Source organism: Synechococcus sp. R6-5, from assembly GCF_047461775.1.
GTDB lineage: Bacteria > Cyanobacteriota > Cyanobacteriia > Thermostichales > Thermostichaceae > Thermostichus.
This window is the reverse complement of record NZ_JANSHV010000242.1, coordinates 1-16332: the sequence shown is the minus strand read 5'-3', so window position 1 is coordinate 16332 and position 16332 is coordinate 1. Positions and strand designations below refer to the sequence as shown.

Annotated in this window: 15 protein-coding genes and 1 pseudogene; 8 read left to right on the top strand and 8 right to left on the bottom strand. The window is 58.6% G+C overall.

Translation table 11 applies throughout. From position 1 onward, the window contains the following. Positions 1-130: 130 nt before the first annotated feature. Together NW818_RS12095 and NW818_RS12090 are read right to left on the bottom strand one after the other, a co-directional pair. On the bottom strand, positions 131-490 hold the full coding sequence (locus tag NW818_RS12095; protein WP_414331067.1) for a hypothetical protein: 360 nt from the start codon (positions 488-490) through the stop codon (positions 131-133). A gap of 40 nt (positions 491-530) precedes the next feature. Then, a complete protein-coding gene (locus NW818_RS12090) occupies positions 531-2942 on the bottom strand; it encodes a DEAD/DEAH box helicase (protein ID WP_414406825.1) in 2412 nt (803 codons plus the stop codon). 195 nt (positions 2943-3137) lie between these two features. Here NW818_RS12090 and NW818_RS12085 point away from each other — a divergent pair, with 195 nt between their 5' ends. Genes NW818_RS12085 through NW818_RS12075 form a run of 3 tightly spaced genes read left to right on the top strand, consistent with a single transcriptional unit; the run spans position 3138 to position 5177 of the window. Next, positions 3138-3791, top strand: coding sequence for an anthranilate synthase component II (locus NW818_RS12085; RefSeq protein ID WP_414357317.1), 654 nt, complete (start codon positions 3138-3140; stop codon positions 3789-3791). After that, positions 3788-4606 carry an MBL fold metallo-hydrolase gene (locus NW818_RS12080; protein ID WP_414331279.1) on the top strand — a complete coding sequence of 273 codons (819 nt, stop codon included), beginning with the start codon at positions 3788-3790 and terminating at the stop codon, positions 4604-4606. The genes NW818_RS12085 and NW818_RS12080 overlap by 4 nt, the downstream gene beginning before the upstream one ends. Positions 4607-4610: 4 nt before the next feature. After that, positions 4611-5177 (top strand): ankyrin repeat domain-containing protein, encoded by a 567-nt coding sequence (locus NW818_RS12075; protein WP_414424687.1) that lies wholly within the window; start codon positions 4611-4613, stop codon positions 5175-5177. A gap of 11 nt (positions 5178-5188) precedes the next feature. Here NW818_RS12075 and NW818_RS12070 read toward each other — a convergent pair whose 3' ends face one another. Further along, entirely contained in the window at positions 5189-6166 is a 978-nt protein-coding gene (locus NW818_RS12070) for a deoxyhypusine synthase family protein (protein ID WP_414424686.1), read from the bottom strand. A gap of 363 nt (positions 6167-6529) precedes the next feature. Here NW818_RS12070 and NW818_RS12065 point away from each other — a divergent pair, with 363 nt between their 5' ends. The 3 genes and pseudogenes from NW818_RS12065 (at position 6530) to NW818_RS12055 (ending at position 9168) form a co-directional block, all read left to right on the top strand. Next, a complete protein-coding gene (locus NW818_RS12065) occupies positions 6530-8518 on the top strand; it encodes an ATP-binding protein (RefSeq protein WP_414424689.1) in 1989 nt (662 codons plus the stop codon). Between the two features lie 41 nt (positions 8519-8559). Beyond that, positions 8560-8829 (top strand): annotated as a pseudogene (locus NW818_RS12060) (DUF4126 family protein); the annotation flags it as partial. Between the two features lie 15 nt (positions 8830-8844). Then, the gene (locus NW818_RS12055; RefSeq protein WP_414424685.1) at positions 8845-9168 is read left to right on the top strand and encodes a hypothetical protein; all 324 of its coding nucleotides are present in this window, start codon (positions 8845-8847) and stop codon (positions 9166-9168) included. Between the two features lie 30 nt (positions 9169-9198). Here NW818_RS12055 and NW818_RS12050 read toward each other — a convergent pair whose 3' ends face one another. The 4 genes from NW818_RS12050 to petG form a co-directional block, all read right to left on the bottom strand. Beyond that, on the bottom strand, positions 9199-10236 hold the full coding sequence (locus tag NW818_RS12050) for a hemolysin family protein (RefSeq protein WP_414424684.1): 1038 nt from the start codon (positions 10234-10236) through the stop codon (positions 9199-9201). Further along, complete coding sequence (locus tag NW818_RS12045) at positions 10229-10393, bottom strand: hypothetical protein (RefSeq protein WP_187147237.1); 165 nt, start codon at positions 10391-10393, stop codon at positions 10229-10231. The genes NW818_RS12050 and NW818_RS12045 overlap by 8 nt, the downstream gene beginning before the upstream one ends. Before the next feature lie 144 nt (positions 10394-10537). Beyond that, a complete protein-coding gene (locus NW818_RS12040) occupies positions 10538-12166 on the bottom strand; it encodes a bifunctional pantoate--beta-alanine ligase/(d)CMP kinase (protein WP_414424688.1) in 1629 nt (542 codons plus the stop codon). A 63-nt stretch (positions 12167-12229) separates the two neighbouring features. Then, the gene (petG, locus tag NW818_RS12035) at positions 12230-12343 is read right to left on the bottom strand and encodes a cytochrome b6-f complex subunit V (protein ID WP_011433989.1); all 114 of its coding nucleotides are present in this window, start codon (positions 12341-12343) and stop codon (positions 12230-12232) included. A 146-nt stretch (positions 12344-12489) separates the two neighbouring features. Between petG and NW818_RS12030 the strand changes: the two genes are divergently transcribed. Further along, positions 12490-13893 carry a 2-succinylbenzoate--CoA ligase gene (locus tag NW818_RS12030; RefSeq protein WP_414424683.1) on the top strand — a complete coding sequence of 468 codons (1404 nt, stop codon included), beginning with the start codon at positions 12490-12492 and terminating at the stop codon, positions 13891-13893. On the opposite strand, the gene NW818_RS12025 is transcribed toward NW818_RS12030, so the two are convergent. Next, the gene (locus NW818_RS12025) at positions 13890-14483 is read right to left on the bottom strand and encodes a J domain-containing protein (protein ID WP_011433991.1); all 594 of its coding nucleotides are present in this window, start codon (positions 14481-14483) and stop codon (positions 13890-13892) included. The two genes, NW818_RS12030 and NW818_RS12025, sit on opposite strands and share 4 nt — an antisense overlap. Before the next feature lie 241 nt (positions 14484-14724). Here NW818_RS12025 and NW818_RS12020 point away from each other — a divergent pair, with 241 nt between their 5' ends. Beyond that, complete coding sequence (locus NW818_RS12020; protein WP_414424682.1) at positions 14725-15480, top strand: ankyrin repeat domain-containing protein; 756 nt, start codon at positions 14725-14727, stop codon at positions 15478-15480. Positions 15481-16332: the final 852 nt, after the last annotated feature.

Below are 16332 nucleotides of genomic sequence, written 5' to 3'. Positions count from 1 at the left end.
GCGAAGCAGTCAGGGCCGGGTAGTTTACAGATGGCCATTCGGAATGCCAAACTCAAGGACAAGCCGTACCAGTTGCCGAATAGAGAAGCAAGGCCATCCTGCCTGCCGAAGTTTTTGCCGAACTAGCTGACTATAGACTAACGGCCAACCGTAGGACGATGCCGACAAGAGCTACAGTGGCAGCTCCAATCAAGGCAAAAGCCAGGTTAACCACTTGGGCGCTAGCCTTTTGATAGGTGTCAATTCGTTCTAGGATCACCCGGTTTTCTATCCCCTGCTCGGCCCAACGTCTCTCCTGCTCAGCCCAACGTCTTTCCTGCTCGGCCCAGCGCTTTGCTTGATCGGCTGCCAGGGCTTCTAGCCGCTCGTTGGTTCTGGAAACATCCTGCCGGAGTCCTTCCACATCCTGTCGGATCTCTTCCACATCTTGCCGGATCTCTTCAATAACACTCAACACATCCCTGAGGGTGGGTTCACCGGCGGGCATCATAGAGCTGCAACCTCACTGAACAGCAAACGGTCTGAGCTCGCTAGATCAACTCGCTCACCGGGAAGCGATCCAGCATTTTTTGGGCTTGACGGGCATTTTCCCGTAACTCTGCCGGCAGATGGGGTACATAAGGGATCTGAGAAAGCAAATCCAGCGTGCGGCGGATCAGGCGCACCAAGTCTCCGGCATCTAGGTTGGTGCTGGCTTCTAGGGTTTCCCAAGGGATCCCTTGCGCCCAATGTTCGACGATCCCAGCCAAGCTGGGCTCAAACCCGATCGGCACATGAAACACCTGGTGTTGCCGTTGGCTGCGGAACAGCTGCCGCCGTAAACCCCGCAATCCGTGCAGCACATCCTCCACCAGCCCCGAGGTGCGCAGCCGGCTGTAGGTACCTGAACGGGGAGCCTCTGAGACCAAGGCAGCCACAACTCCGGCCAAATGATGGGGAGCACAGCCCTGACACTCACCCGAGAGCAGAGCCAGCGCCAGCCAGAGCTCGTTATCCCCCCGCAGCGCGGCCACCACCTCTCCGCTATCGGTAGGTTGATACTCTTGCAGACAGTTGAAATCCTGCAACACCCCCACCAAGGCCATAAATTGCTGCCAGCGCAACTCCTGCACGGAATCGCTCTGCCGCTCCAGGTGCTCGAGGCGCTTGAGCAAGCGCTGGCGTTTTTCTCGCAAACCCAGCAATTTTTTCCCCACTTGGTGAGCGGGGTTCTCTCGGATTTGAGCTTCTAGGGCACGGATTTTTTCCTCTTGGGCATGAATGTGGGGAAAGGCCAACAGCCGCAAGGTGGGATCCGGCTCAGCTTCCCGTTGTTTGAGCAAGTAGCGCAAAATGCGTCGTTCTTCCCGCCGTTGCGCCTGCATCTTCTCATAGCGGGCGATATCTTCGTCGGCAATGCCTCCCAAGAGACGGTCGATCTCCTCCAGCTCGGCGCGCGTGTGCAGGATCTCCTGTTGTTCGGGCAACTTTTGCAACGAGAGCAAATACTGGCCGAAGCTGCGGTTGATCAGATCCCGTGCTGCTTCCAAAGAGTGCTTTTGCAGCAGGTTCAGCACCATGCCATAGGTGGGGGTAAACTGGCTCACCAAGGGATCCGCTCCAGAGGTGGCCAGCCGCGCAGCTTCTTGGGCCCCCTCAAACGGGGATTGCACCGTCACCACATGGCCGATGATGTCCTTGCCCCGCCGTCCGGCTCGGCCCGACATTTGCATGAACTCGGAAGCGGTCAAGAGGCGGTGGCCGTTGTCGGTGCGCTTAGAAAGGGAGGAGATGACAGTTGTGCGGGCGGGCATGTTGATCCCGGCGGCCAAAGTCTCAGTGGCGAAGACCAGCTTCACTAGCCCCTGCTGAAACAGATGCTCCACCAGTCCCTTCCAGGCAGGCAACATGCCGGCATGGTGAGCGGCAATACCCCGGTAAAGGGCATCCAACTGATCTCGGCGGACAGCTTCGGGCGTTTCTCGACAAAAGCGGTCGATCTGCTCGGCCAACTGCTGCCGTTCTTCCTCGCTGGCTACCAAGTCCAGATCCCTTACGCTGGCCACGGCCATATCACAGCCTTTGCGACTGAAGATGAAATAGATGGCCGGCAGCATGTCCCGCTGGCGCAAGTTTTCCACCACCTGCACCATATCCGGCACCCCCCCATAGGGAGACTGACCTGACTTGGGGAGTTTGCTTTTCAGGCGGCGATTGCAAACCCACTGGCCGGACTCGGTTTGCTCCAGCAGGGGGAACAGCCCTTTGCGATTGGCAAAGTGAAATTGCAGCGGCACCGGGCGGTGGTTGGAGTCGATCAGATGGGTGGGGCCATGCACCTGGTTCATCCAATCGGTGAGCTGGTCGCTGTTGGCCAGGGTGGCAGAAAGGGCAATGAGCTGGATCGTGGGGGGGCAGTAGATGATTGCTTCTTCCCAGACGGTGCCCCGCTGCTGGTCGTTCATGTAATGGCATTCGTCCAGGATCACCGCCTGCACCTCTCGCAAGGGATCCCGACTCAGGGCCTCCGCCTCCTCCCAAGGTTCCATCCCATCGCCGGAGGCTCCTCTCTGAACGGCCAGAGAGAGCGGCGTGCCATAGAGCATGTTGCGGAAGATCTCGGTGGTCATCACCAAGATCGGCGCCTCCCGGTTGATGGAGATGTCGCCGGTGAGCAGGCCAACCTGTTCTGGGCCGAATTGCTGGCCAAAATCCCGGAACTTTTGGTTGGAGAGGGCCTTCAGGGGCGTTGTATAGAAAACCCGCTTGCCCTGGGATAGGGCCCGATAGATGGCATACTCTCCGATCAGGGTCTTGCCGGATCCCGTGGGAGCACAGACCACCACCGATTCCCCAGCAGCCAGAACCTGAATGGCTCGGATCTGAAAGTCGTCCAGCTCGAAGGGGAAAAGCTGCCGCAACTCGTCCAGCAAATCGGTTGCCGGGGAGAGAAGCGCACTCATGGGATCCAAATCAACATTGGGAAACCTGGAAACCCGCCCAATTCACTGCTTCCTGTGGGTTGTACCTTCTAGGATACAAGCTTTCTTGGGGCGTCGACTGCTCCCCTGCAAAAAGCGCCAGTTACTCTGCTTCTTTGGATCAAGAACAGCAGCTCAAGCAAGTGCTAAAATGGGGTGCCGTTGCCGGATGCTATCGTGCTGGTCGTCATCGACAACTACGACAGCTTTACCTACAACTTGGTGCAGTACCTGGGGGAGTTGGGAGCTCAGCTTCAGGTTTTTCGCAATGACCAGCTCTCCGTTGACGACCTGCGCCGAATGCAGCCGCAAGCTGTAGTTATCTCTCCTGGGCCAGGGCGGCCGGAAGATGCCGGGATCTCCCTGGAGTTGATTCGGGAGCTGGGGCCAGAGCTGCCGATTTTGGGGGTTTGTCTGGGGCACCAGTGCATTGGCCAGGTCTATGGTGGTCAGATCGTGCGCGCACCTGAGCTGATGCATGGCAAAACCTCGCTCATTTACCATCGAGGGGTGGGGGTGTTTGAGGGGTTGAGCCAGCCTTTCACGGCCACCCGCTACCACAGCTTGGTGATCGAGCCTTCTACGTGTCCTGACGAGCTGGAGGTGACGGCTCAAACCAGCGATGGGATCATCATGGGGGTACGCCACCGCCGCTATCCCCATGTTCAGGGCGTGCAGTTCCACCCGGAGAGCATCTTGACTGCAGAGGGCAAGCGCTTGTTGAGCAACTTCCTGCGCAGCGCCAAAGCCTCAACTGCTGCTCAGCCCAATGTTTCGCAGAAACCTCAGGAAACCGTTGCCGTTGTTACATCAGGGATCCCCACTCCATGAAGCGTCGCCAGCTTCTGCAAGCCAGCGCTGGGCTGCTGGGATCGATGGCCGTGAACCTGGCCAGAGGGCGCAAAGCGGGCGCTCAGACAGCGCCGGCACAAGGTTCGGAAACGCCAACAACCCCAGGGTCTATAGAGTTCACTCCCGGCTCCAGCTCGCAGGGGCTGCAACTGACTTGGCTGCACCACAGTTGTGTTTTGTTCGAGGGGGAGGGCCGACGGTTTCTGGTCAACCCGTTTCGGCCGGCGGGCTGTACGGCTGGCTATCCTGCCCCACGAGTTGCTGCCGATCTGGTGTTGCTCAGCAGCCGCTTGTTGGATGAGGGTGCTTTGGATGTGGTGCCCGGCAACCCCAAGGTGCTGTTTCAGCCGGGAGACTATCTGATTGACGGGATCCGGGTGCAAGGAGTACGCATGCCCCGTGGCCCTCGCTTTGGCGTAAACGTGGGTTGGCGCTGGCGCATGGCTGGGATCGACATTGTCCATTTGGGAGGGGCGCTGCAGCCAATTACGCGGGAGCAGTCCATCCTGCTTGCTCGTCCCGACCTGTTGCTGGTGCCAGTGGGGGGTGGGCCGAAAAATTACGATCCTGCCGGGGCCAAGGCGGCCATTGAGGCGCTGCAGCCCAAGCTGGTCATCCCCACCATGTATCGCACGGCCGCCGCCGAGGAATCCCAATGCGAGCTGCTGCCGCTGCAGGAGTTTTTGCGTCTCTTCCCCGCTGCTGCCCCGCAACCTGCCCTCAGCAACCCGTTGCTGCTCTCGGCCCAGGCTCTGCCCAGGCAGGGGCTCGCCATCCTTTTCTTTGAGGAATAGGGCTATGCGAGGTCAGGTCCTAAAAATCGCTGTCGGACTGGGATCCCTGCTAGTGGGGGGTCTGGGATTCTATGGATACTCCCTACCAGAAGATCCACAAGCCTTGGCCCAAGCCAACCCGCTGCGGCTGCAACTGGCTCTCTGGCTGGGGAAAGACGCCAACGCTGTCGATGAGCGGGGCAAGACAGCCCTGTTTTTCGTAGAAAGCGGCCTCAACGCCCGTCTTTTGCTGGCAGCGGGGGCAGATCCCAATCAACTAGACCATGGGGGAGCTAGCCCACTGCACCAAGCGGCTCGCCTGGGCAACCCTGAGGTTACGAAAGCCCTGCTCCAGGGAGGGGCCGAGGTGAACGCTCGTTTTGGCGCCGGTGGCCTTCCCCTGCATTTTGCCGCTTGGTCCGGCAACCCCGAGGTCGTTCGGCTGCTGCTGGAACATGGCTCCGAGATCGACGAGCCGGACGGCTACGGCCTCACGCCCCTGCGCATCGCCCAGGATCTGCGCCGCTGGGAAGCTGCAACCCTGTTGTCCCGCTGGCCCCGCTCGGCATCCGCTGACGGGCATATGGATTGATTCCGCTTCTCTCACCACCCCAGCACCCAGGCAAAGATCAAAGGTGCCACAATGGTGGCATCCGACTCGATGACAAACTTGGGGGTATCGACAGCCAGCTTGCCCCAGGTGATCTTCTCATTGGGCACTGCTCCCGAATAGGAGCCGTAGCTGGTGGTGGAGTCGCTGATCTGGCAGAAATAGCCCCACATGGGCACGCCCTGGCGACCCAGATCTTGATGGAGCATGGGCACCACACAAATGGGGAAATCCCCAGCAATGCCGCCGCCAATTTGAAAGAAGCCAATGGAGCACTCCGCCGAGGTGTGCGTGTACCAGTCCGCCAGGTGGATCATGTACTCGATCCCTGTGCGGACGGTATGCACATTGCGGATCTCACCCGTGATGCAGTGGGCGGCATACATGTTGCCGGTGGTGGAGTCCTCCCATCCCGGCACATAGATGGGCAAGTTGGCCTCCATAGCGGCGTAAACCCAAGAATCCCGGGGATTAATTTGATAGTAGGGCTCCAGCCGGCCGCTGCGCAGGATGCGGTAGATAAACTCGTGCGGGAAGTAGTGTTCCCCGGCCTGGTCGGCAGCCATCCACTCTTCCAAGAGGGCTTTTTCTAGGCGCCGCATCGCCTCCTCTTCGGGAATGCAGGTATCGGTTACCCGGTTCAGGTGCCGCTCCAGCAGCTCCTGCTCCTGCTGCGGGCTAAGATCGCGGTAGTGGGGCACCCGCTCGTAGAACTCATGGGCGATGAGGTTAAAGATGTCCTCTTCTAGGTTGGCGCCGGTGCAGGAGATGGCGTGAACCTTACCCTGCCGGATCATCTCAGCTAGGGAAAGGCCCAGCTCTGCTGTGCTCATGGCACCGGCCAAGGTCACCATCATCTTGCCGCCCTTTTCCAGGTGAGCACAATAACCTTTGGCTGCATCCAGCAGCGCGGCTGCGTTGAAGTGGCGAAAATGATGTTGGATAAATTGGCTGACGGGGCTGTTGGTCACGATTTTTCCGGTCACTCTGACCTGGTGAAGCACGATTTTCTAGTCTATCAACTTTAGGGGCGCTGACAAGCTTTGCTTGGGGATACCTTTATCGGTATTGGCAACCATTCCCCTGCAGGTCGGCTGGAGCAGGTTGCGTTGCGAAGCCGGGATCCCATACCGGTTCTCACCCGGCCTTGGCTGAGACAAAGGGATCGCCTGCCCATGTCAGAATGGTGGCGAATCACCGCCCTATATCCGTTCACGCTATCTGTTCCCGTTGGGTTCATGCCTCCTGTCAGCACCGTCGAGCCAGCCGAGCCCATTGCCGAAGTCCAATCTCCTGAGCTGGCTTCTTCTCCTGCCGAGCCATTGCCTGGCGCTGTGGACATGTCAGTGCCAACAACGACCGGGATCTCTATGGGATCCCTGCGGCGCTGGTGGGCGCGCTGGAAACAAAAGCTGCGCCTGGAGACCCAGCTGCTCTTTGTGGCCACGCTGGTGGTCTCCTTGGTGGTGAGCAGTTTCACCTTCTGGGCCGTCAGCACCGTGCAGCAGGATGCTCGCTTCAACGAAGCCCGCTTTGGCCGAGATCTGGGGCTGCTCTTGGCCGCCAATGTCGCCCCCCTGATTGCGGAAGATCGCATTGGCGAAGTGGCGCAACTGTCCCGCCAGTACTTTGAGAGCACCAGCAGCATCCGCTATCTGCTCTATGCCGATCCCGAAGGAAACATCTACTACGGGATCCCGTTCTCCAATCAGGAGGTGAAAACCTCCCTCAGCCTTACCCGTCGCATGCAACTGCCGGACAATCGCCCCCCTGCTGAGGGCCAACCGCTGGTGCGCACCCACCTCACTCCTGCCGGGCGGGTGACGGATATTTTCGTCGGCATCTACCATCAGGGCCGCTTTTTGGGCACCCTCGGCTTGGGCATCAATCCCAATCCCGCCCTGGTGCGCTCCACACAATTGGCGCGGGAGGTCTCGATCGGGGTGTTTTTGGCGGTGTGGGTCTTGGCCATCCTGGGATCGGTGGTCAATGCCCTCACCATCACCTACCCCATCAAAGAGCTGGTCAAGGGCGTCCAGGAGATCACCAAAGGTAACTTCAAGCAGCGCATCGACCTGCCCTTCGGGGGAGAGCTGGCCCAGCTCATCGACAGCTTTAACGAGATGGCGGAGCGGCTGCAAAGCTACGAAGAGCAAAACATCGAGGAACTGGCTGCCGCCAAAGCCAAGTTGGAGACCTTGGTCTTCTCCATCGTCGATGCTGCCATTTTGCTGGATGCCGAGTTGCGGGTGCTGCTGCTCAACCCTGCCGCCTCCCGCATGTTTGGCTGGGAAGGGGATCCCGTTTTGGGCAAACCCCTGCCGGAGCTGTTGCCGGAGGATCTGCAGCAGCAACTGGCCCGCCCCCTGATGCAAATTGCCCGCGGGGATCAAGAGGCAGAGGAAGTTCGCGTCAACCTCACCGGCCCCACCAAGCGCGTCATTCGCATTCTGCTTTCACCGGTGTCGGATCCGCGGCGGCAAAATCTCAAGGGGATCGTGATGACGGTGCAGGACATCACCCGCGAGGCAGAGCTCAACGAAGCCAAGGCTCAATTCATCAGCAACATCAGCCACGAGCTGCGCACCCCCCTCTTCAGCATCAAGTCTTTTATCGAGACCCTCTACGAGTACGGCGAGCAGATGTCCTCGGCGGAGCGGCTGGACTACCTGGAAATTGCCAACCGCGAAACCGATCGCCTCACCCGCCTGGTCAACGATGTTTTGGATTTGTCTCGTCTGGAATCGGGCAAGCAGTACCACTTTGAAGGTGTCGACATCGCGGCAGTGATCGAGCAGACTTTGCGCACCCACCAACTGCAGGCCCGCGACAAAGGGATCCAGCTGCGCAAGTTCGTCGATCCGGATCTGCCGCTGGTCTGGGGCAACTACGATCTGCTGCTGCAGGTGATGACCAATCTCCTGGGCAATGCCCTCAAGTTCACCCCCTCAGGGGGCCTGGTGACGGTACATGCCCACCTGGTGGTTCAGGCGGATGGATCCCCGCAGGCAGTGCGGGTGGCGGTGGCCGATACAGGCATTGGCATTGCCCCAGAAGATCAGGAGCGGATTTTCGACCGCTTTTTCCGTGTCGAGAACCGGGTCCACACCCTAGAGGGCACCGGCCTGGGGTTGGCCATCGTGCGCAACATCCTGGAGAAACATCGAACCCGCATCTGCCTGGAGAGCAAGCTAGAACAGGGATCCACCTTCTGGTTCGACCTGCACCTGTACACTGAAGAGGGACCGCTGGAGTTCGAGGTTCAGCCAGCCGAGACGGATCCCCCCAGTTGCGCTTGGCGGGAGCACTCCCATCAACGCTGAGGATATGAAGGGCATACCGGCCATTTTTTGGGGGTTGGGCCTCAGTTTCGCATTTTTGTGCCACACTGGTGACCTCTACCACCACCACAGGGGGGCTGGGCAACCCGCTGTTGGCCACCGGCGAAAACGTCACTTCTCTGCTGCTGGCGGTGGTGGCGGTGCTGGCCCCTTGGCTGGCAGTGCTGCTGATGGGTTTGCTGGTGTACTGGCTGGGCAAACGGGCGTTGAAACTGGGGTTCCGCAGCAGAAATGCCGCTCCCAAGTCTCAGGGATCCCCGCCGACGGCTGTTCTACACTGGAGAAGGTTTTAACTGGATGGTTTTGCCATGCCGCCTCGCTGGCCCCGGAAGCCCTCCCGTCGGGATCCCGAATTTCGCAAGCTGGATGATCGCTATACCTATGCCGCCCACCTGTCTGTTTTCCTCTGTAGCGGGTCTGGGCTGGTGTTTTTTCAGCAACTGTACCGCGCGGATTGGCCGTGGCTGGTGCCCCTGTTGGGCTGGTGGGCTTTGGGGTTGGGGATCCACAGCTTCTGGATCTTTTTTGTGGCCCGCTACCCTGTCGATGCTGGCTTGATAGAGTTCACTCCCAACGGCGATGCGCACGAGAATCCAACAGCCGCGGAGACGGATCCCTCCAGAGCCAGCTAGGACTTAGAGAGGGGATGATCCCCTTGCTTCTCAGCCAGGGGAGGTAGAAGCTCCACCTGGTCGCCGCTGCCGCTGCAGCAGCAGGGGGGAGAGGTCGCTCTCGTCGTAAATATCGCCCACCAGCTCCTCCAAAATGTCCTCCAGCGTGATCAGGCCGGTGGTGCCGCCGAACTCATCCACCACAATCCCCAGGTGTTGGCGAGAGCGCAGCATTTCCTTGAGCAACAAGCTGACCCGCTTGGTGTCCGGCACAAAAAAAGGCGGTGCCATCGCCTGGGTCACTTCGGCATTGCCTTTTTGATCGAGATAGCGCAAGGCTTGCTTGAGGTGGATGATGCCGACGATCTCGTCCTTGGATTCTCCCTGCACGGGGATGCGCGAGTAGCCCGTTTCCAAACAGAGCTTCACCACATCCTGCAGTGTTTTGTCGTGGGAGATTGTCTCCATTTTAACTCTGGGCTTGGCCACGTCCCGCGCCTGCAGCAAGTCCAAAGCCAAGGCCCCACGGAACAGCCGCCGTTTTTGCCAATCCAGCAGCCCCCGCTGCCCCAACACATCGATCAGCAGCTCCAAATCCTTGAGAGAAGCGGTGGCCGTCAGGGGGGAGAATTCCAATAGATTGAAGAGCCTGCTGACAACCCACTCAAAAGCGTCGCTAAAAGGGCGCAACAGCACCGATAGGACATGAACAGGCCGCACCACCCAGCGGAACACCCCTAGCGGATGGCTCACCGCCAAGGACTTTGGGGCTACTTCTCCAAAGAGGAGCACCACAATTGTGGTGGGCACGGTGGCGGCCAAAGCTCCAATCTGGGTTCCCAACAGTTCAATGGAGAGGGTTGTGGCCAAAGCGGCAATGCCGATGTTGACAAAGTTGTTCACCAGCAACAGGGTGGTGATCAGCCGCGAGCGCTGTTGTTGGGCCAGTCGATACAAGCCCTGTGGATCCCCTTGTTCTTCGATCAGAGATTCCAGGCGCAGGTTGTCCATGGCCGTGATGGCGGTTTCGGCGCCAGAGCAAGCTCCTGAGAGAAGCAGCAGAAAGGCCAAGAGAAAGACATTAACCATAGCGCTCCGTTCGCGACGGCGGAACGGGATACAGGTAGCATTGGCTCATCGAGAGAAAAGCGGGTCGGCCTATTTCCATCATCAACGGGATCCCCTCCGGCACCTCAACACCTCGGTGGTTTTGCCAAAGTTCATCACTCAACCCATAGCTCGGCATCCGTGCCCCCTCATCAACTGCATCTTCAACGAAAATCTTTAATGAGAAATGAGAGAGGGATCAAGCTGTTCAAACCGGCCAGCTCCCTGAAAATCATGCGGAAATCTGACTTGTCCCGTTGATTTAGTCTTGATTGAGTCAAAGCTACTGATCTAAACGGGCCGGGCCAGATCGCTCCAAAAGTTGCCGGTACAACATGACAATCTTGTCTTGCACCTCGGATTGGCTCAGGTGATCTGTGTCGATCAAGATGGCATCGGGGGCAGGCCGCAAGGGAGAGATGAGCCGTTCGCTGTCGCGGCGATCCCGCTGCTCGATTTGCGCCTTCAATTCTTCAAGGGGTACCATTTGCCCTTGAGCTTGGAGTTGGTGTTGCCGACGCTGCGCCCGCTCCCCAACAGAAGCGGTCAAGAAAACCTTCAGCTCTGCATCAGGAAAGACGTGGGTGCCGATATCCCGCCCCTCCAAGACAGCACCGCCATCCCGGCCAATGCTGCGTTGCCGCTTCACCAGCTCCTGGCGTACTCCCGGCACTGCCGCCACGTGAGAGACCCAGCGGGTCACTTCCGGAGAGCGAATGGCCTGGGTAATTTCTTCGCCATCGGCCCAGATGCGGGTCGGCTCTGTCGAAGAGGTGCCACTTTGCAGGGTGAGCTGGGTTTGGGCGGCCAGTTGGGTGAGTTGCTCGGCATCGTCCAAAGGGATCCCCCGTTGCAGTGCCAGCCAGGTGATGGCTCGATACATGGCCCCCGTGTCCAAGTACAAAAGCTGCAGCTGGGCGGCTACTGCCCGCGCCACGGTGGATTTTCCGGCTCCAGCCGGGCCGTCGATGGCGATCAGCGGGCGACGCGGGGGAGAGGTCGTGCCGGAAGAGGGCGGTGCCGCATGCTGGACTCTCTCCGGCGAGGGATCCCCTTGCTCTGGGGAAAGGAGCAGGTTGTCGATCAGGCGAGTCTGCCCCACATAGGCAGCAATGGCCAGCAGGCCCTTGTCTTCCACCCGCGGCAGCGGCTGTAGCGTTTGGGGATCCACCAATTCCAGGTACTGCAGTTGCAGCTCTGGGGTATGCTCCAGCTCAGCACGGGCGGCGGCAAGGATCCCTTCTGCTGAGGGATCCCCGGCCTGCCAATGGTCATATCCCCGACGCAAGGCCCGGTACAGCCCGGCAGCCACCTGTCGTTCAGCAGCAGAAAGGTAGCGGTTGCGGGAGCTACAGGCGAGGCCATCGGCTTCTCGCACCGTGGGGCAGGGAACAATCGTGGTGGGTATTTGCAGATCCCGAACCAAACGCTGAATGATCGCCAGTTGCTGGGCGTCTTTTTGGCCGAAGTAGGCCCGCTGCGGCTGCACCAGGTTCAGCAGTTGCAGCACAATGGTGGCTACACCGCGAAAGTGGCCAGGTCGGTGGGGGGCGCAGAGGGTCTGCAGAAGGGATTCGGGGGGCATGACCCAGGTGCGGTCGCTTCCGGTTGCGGGGTCGGCTCCCATCTCTTGCGGGTCAGGGGCAAAGACCACATCCACACCTGCTGCCTCGCACAAAGCTCGGTCCCCCTCTTCGTCGCGGGGATAGCGATCCCAGTCTTCGTTGGGGCCAAATTGCAGCGGATTGACGAAAATGCTGACCACCGTGTGGTCACACTCCTGGCAGCAGCGGCGAATCAAGCTGAGATGCCCCTCGTGCAGGGATCCCATCGTGGGCACCAAGCCGATGGTGGATCCCCGCCAATCGGCTACCTGCTCCCGCAAAGCAGCAACTGTGCGCAGCCAGTGCATTGCCATGCCACCTCAATCTCTCTCTCCCCTATGGGTTTTCTCCAACCCCCCCAAAGGCTGCTCCTACAGGCCGATCTTGTTGCTGCGTTGATACTGCCTGTAGGCTGCCACGAACAAGCCCGCCAAGGTGACCACCACCATGCCCAAGACGATCCCCAACAAAATCGGCTCGATCACAACACAGACCTCCCAGTTCAAACCTAGATCATGATAAGCCAAGCCCAAACCTATCCTCACCGTTCCTTGCCAAGGAAATCGAGGGGGGATCCCCTAATAAAATGCAGGGGATCCGCGAAGCCGTTGAGATGGCATACCCATAGCCCATGAGGTCAATTGTCTTGTCCGGGGATGGCGGAGACTTGAAGGAGTGCCTGTCCAAACTGGAAGAGCAACTGCGCCCTTTGGCAGACAAGGCCGTTCCCCTGCTGGTGGCGGACTCGCATCCAGTGCAGGTGTGGGCGGCAGTTTTGACCTGCCAACGCTTGGGGATCCCGCTGTTCCTGGGTAATCCCCACTGGGGAGAACGGGAATGGGGACAGGCTTTGGCGGATATGGGATCCGGCTGGTGCTGGCGCCAGGGCCGACTGGAAGGGGATCCCGCCCCCTTGAATCTGCGCCTGCGGGATTTGCGGGAAGCTGTGCCCAGCTCCCATTGGCCGCTGATCGGCATCCCCACGGGTGGCTCTGGCGGCCAAGTGAAATGGGCCCTGCACTCTTGGCTGACCCTCAGTGCCTCGGCCAAAGCCCACCAACAGCACTTTGCCGTCGGGCCTGTACACAGCTATTGCCTTCTGCCCTTGTACCACGTCAGCGGCTTGATGCAGGCAGTCCGCTCCTGGCTGAGCGGTGGGCAGTGGGTTGTCTGGGATTGGAAACGGCAACAGCAGGCCAAGGCTTGGGATCCCCCTTTGCCGGGGAGCTTTCTATCGCTGGTGCCCACTCAGTTGCAACGGCTGTTGCTCAGCGCCCATCCGGGAGTTTTGGAGAGCCTGCGCCAATTTCGGGCCATTTTGGTCGGCGGTGGCCCCACCTGGCCCAGCTTGCGGCAACAGGCCCGGCAACTTCACCTTCCCCTTGCCCTCACCTACGGTATGACCGAGACCGCCTCCCAGGTGTGTACGTTACTGCCAGAAGCCTTTTGGCAAGGGAGCGACAGTCTGGGTCGGCCTCTGCCCCACGCCACGCTCCAGATCCGCAGCGAAAAAGGGGATCCCCTGCCCAGCCATGCTGTGGGCTACATTCACATTCAGGCAGAGTCGCTGGCACTGGGCTACTACCCGCACCTAAGTGCTACGCACCGCTTACGCGAAGGGCAACAGCAAGGCTTTACCCCCGGCGATTTGGGCTATCTAGACCGACAGGGATCCCTCTATTGGTTAGGTCGAGCCGATGACCTAATCCTAACCGGCGGGGAAAAGGTGATGGCTGCGGAAGTGGAAGGGGAGATCCGAGCCAGCGGCTGGGTGGAAGATGTGTGCGTGTTGGGCCTACCGGATGCCGAATGGGGGCAGCAGGTGGTGGCGGTGGTCGTCCCCAAAACGGGGATCCCCAAAGAGCTGGAAATGCACCTGAAGCAACACCTAAGCCGCCAACTGAGTCCCTTCAAGCACCCCAAGCACTGGCTGTGGTGTACGGGGATCCCGCGCAACCCTCAGGGCAAAGTCAACCGCCAACAACTCCGGCAGTGGGCAGCTCAGACGTTGGGGATCCCAACGCAGGCAAGTTAGCGGGATCCCTCCCGAATGCCCAGACGGGCTAAATCTCGCTTGATTTCAAAGGCCAATTCTCGGTTGTGCGGCTCCGTGGCCAAAGCTTTTCTCAAGTAGGCTTCCGCCTGCTGATAGCGCCCCTCGTAGATCAAATGGTTGCCGAAGCGCTGGTAGGCCAACGCCAAGATGTGGATGGCCTCGCTGGAGTTGGGAAACCGTTTCAGCAGCGCCTCCGCCTGGGCCACCGCCGTGGGCAACTTCCGCTCCCGCCAGGCTGCCTTGACGCGGGCAATCCCCTCCTTGAGCCCTTCCGGATTGGGCTGCTCTGCCGATGAGGGGCCTATGCTGCGAATGACCACCCGCCTTTCGCCGGCAGCAGGAGAGCTGGGTGGAGATTGACGTTGTGCAGATTGACGTTGTGCATCGTAGCGCCGCCGCTGCTCAGGGTCGCTCAGCACTTGGTAGGCTTGGTGGATTTGTTGGAAACGCTCTCGGGATCCCTCCCCTGCCACATCAGGGTGAAACTGCCGCGCCAACCGTCGAAACGCCTGTTTAATCTCTTCAATGTCCGCTGCAGGAGATAGGTTCAGGATCGCGTAGTAATCCATAAACGGTGGCGCAACTAAGGGATCGGGAAAAGACCTGGCCAAAAACCAGCTCTAGTCTATCGCTGCGGCCCCGGCTTGACCAAGGGATCCCACCAAGCGCTTGGTTCTCCCGCTTCCCTCAGCAGCAGGGATCCAGTGTTAGACTTTGCCCAAGTTGTTTGGAGCCTCCATTCCGGCCTATCGAGGATCCCTTCCTGTTGCCCAACTTCATTGCAACTTGGCTTTTCTATTTCTATCTGTTATGAGTGAAGCACTTCATCAAGCTCTTGCCAATCGAGATCTAAAACAATTATTGGCCCATTTGCAGCGGGGGGAAGATGTAAATGCTGTCGATGCTCAGGGAATGACCTTGCTTCATAAAGCGACACTCCTTGGCGATTTGGAACTGTTGGATTTGCTCTTGGCCCATGGCGCTTCTCCCAATGCCTTGGATCCCACAGGTGCCACCCCTCTCCATTTGGCTGCCGCCAGCGGTCAGGTCAAGCTGGTGGAGCGTCTCTTGAGGGCAGGCAGCGATATCGATCTCCCAGATAACCATGGCTATACCCCTCTCCAGCAGGCTGCTTTAACCGATCAGGTAGAAGTAATCGGTCTGCTCATCCAAAAGGGAGCCAACACCGGTCGTGTTCTCCACTGGGCCACAGCCACCGGTCGAAAAAGCATTCTGGCCCGCCTACTATCCAAGGGAGCGCCGGTGGATGCCACTGACGAAACAGGCCGAACCCCTCTGCATGAAGCCGCCACCCGAGGGGATTTGGGCATCGCTCGCTTTTTGCTCTTGTACGGGGCCAATGCCAATGCGCGCAACCGATTCGGGGCGACACCGATGCACTGGGCTGCTTGGGAAGGACACATCGAAATCCTGGAGCTTTTGCTGGAAAATGGAGCCGAACTAAACCCTCGCAATGAAGATGGGCATACCCCCTTAGCCTATGCACAAAAACGCCAACACAGGCTGGCTGCTCAATGGTTACAAGATCGAGGAGCAACTCTTTAGCTTAGTATCAAGTTTGGCATAGAGAGTAAAACAAAAGTTAATGAAAATGCTGCTATTTCAAGTCATAGGGTATTTGGTCTTCCTCCCTTCTCATGAGATGGGGTTTGAGAGTGAGGGTAACCCCTACAGAAAAAAGGAGAGAGGCTGTTAGGCTTTCCTCCCTCCAGTCTCTTCGTCGCGGTTAGCGTTAACGCCAGCTAGATTCTAACTGATTCTTCCACCTGATTCAACTTTTTTCTAGAGTTTCTCTTGAGCCCAACATAAATTTTTGAACGACAAAACAAGACATAGGACAGACAGTTTGTCCCAAAAGGTTGGTCTTTTTCCTTAGCTTCTGACAAGTTTGCAAAGGAAACTAGAGCAGCAATCTTTGTATTCGGTCTTGTCTTCCGGTTCCCGAAGCCAGATTGCCCCCTTCCAAAGCCATAACCCTCAGCCGCTGTTGCTCCTTTACACTGCCACCTCCACAGATTGACATGAGCAAGCAAAAAATCTCTCTATCAACTGATTCTGACTCTCATTAGCACAGAACCTTGCTTAGCCTTGGAGAGGAGAAAAAGGGATCCCTGCTGACGCAGATGGCCAGCTCTGCCAGCACAGGATCCCTGCCACATCCAAGACAAGAGAGGAAGACTGATGGATATGACTCCACCACTCAACTGAGTAACAGCATAGCTTTATTGAGATTGAATCGCAATACCTAGCCAACGTAAGAGGAAATGTTCTTGACAAAACTGCTTCAAGTAGTCGTTTCAAGTTAGGGTGAGACGCTTGGGCTACTGAGGAGAGCCTTCTGATTCCCTGTATTCAAGGCTTTAGGTGTGGGTGCAGTGTCCCAGTTTGAATCGAAAT

Bases quoted from the DNA above. Each gene is read 5' to 3' on its own strand.
- NW818_RS12095 (WP_414331067.1), bottom strand. From the start codon at position 490: ATGATGCCCGCCGGTGAACCCACCCTCAGGGATGTGTTGAGTGTTATT.
- NW818_RS12090 (WP_414406825.1), bottom strand. From the start codon at position 2,942: ATGAGTGCGCTTCTCTCCCCGGCAACCGATTTGCTGGACGAGTTGCGG.
- NW818_RS12080 (WP_414331279.1), top strand. From the start codon at position 3,788: ATGAAGCGTCGCCAGCTTCTGCAAGCCAGCGCTGGGCTGCTGGGATCG.
- NW818_RS12075 (WP_414424687.1), top strand. From the start codon at position 4,611: ATGCGAGGTCAGGTCCTAAAAATCGCTGTCGGACTGGGATCCCTGCTA.
- NW818_RS12055 (WP_414424685.1), top strand. From the start codon at position 8,845: ATGCCGCCTCGCTGGCCCCGGAAGCCCTCCCGTCGGGATCCCGAATTT.
- NW818_RS12050 (WP_414424684.1), bottom strand. From the start codon at position 10,236: ATGGTTAATGTCTTTCTCTTGGCCTTTCTGCTGCTTCTCTCAGGAGCT.
- NW818_RS12045 (WP_187147237.1), bottom strand. From the start codon at position 10,393: ATGCCGAGCTATGGGTTGAGTGATGAACTTTGGCAAAACCACCGAGGT.
- NW818_RS12040 (WP_414424688.1), bottom strand. From the start codon at position 12,166: ATGCACTGGCTGCGCACAGTTGCTGCTTTGCGGGAGCAGGTAGCCGAT.
- NW818_RS12030 (WP_414424683.1), top strand. From the start codon at position 12,490: ATGAGGTCAATTGTCTTGTCCGGGGATGGCGGAGACTTGAAGGAGTGC.
- NW818_RS12025 (WP_011433991.1), bottom strand. From the start codon at position 14,483: ATGGATTACTACGCGATCCTGAACCTATCTCCTGCAGCGGACATTGAA.
- NW818_RS12020 (WP_414424682.1), top strand. From the start codon at position 14,725: ATGAGTGAAGCACTTCATCAAGCTCTTGCCAATCGAGATCTAAAACAA.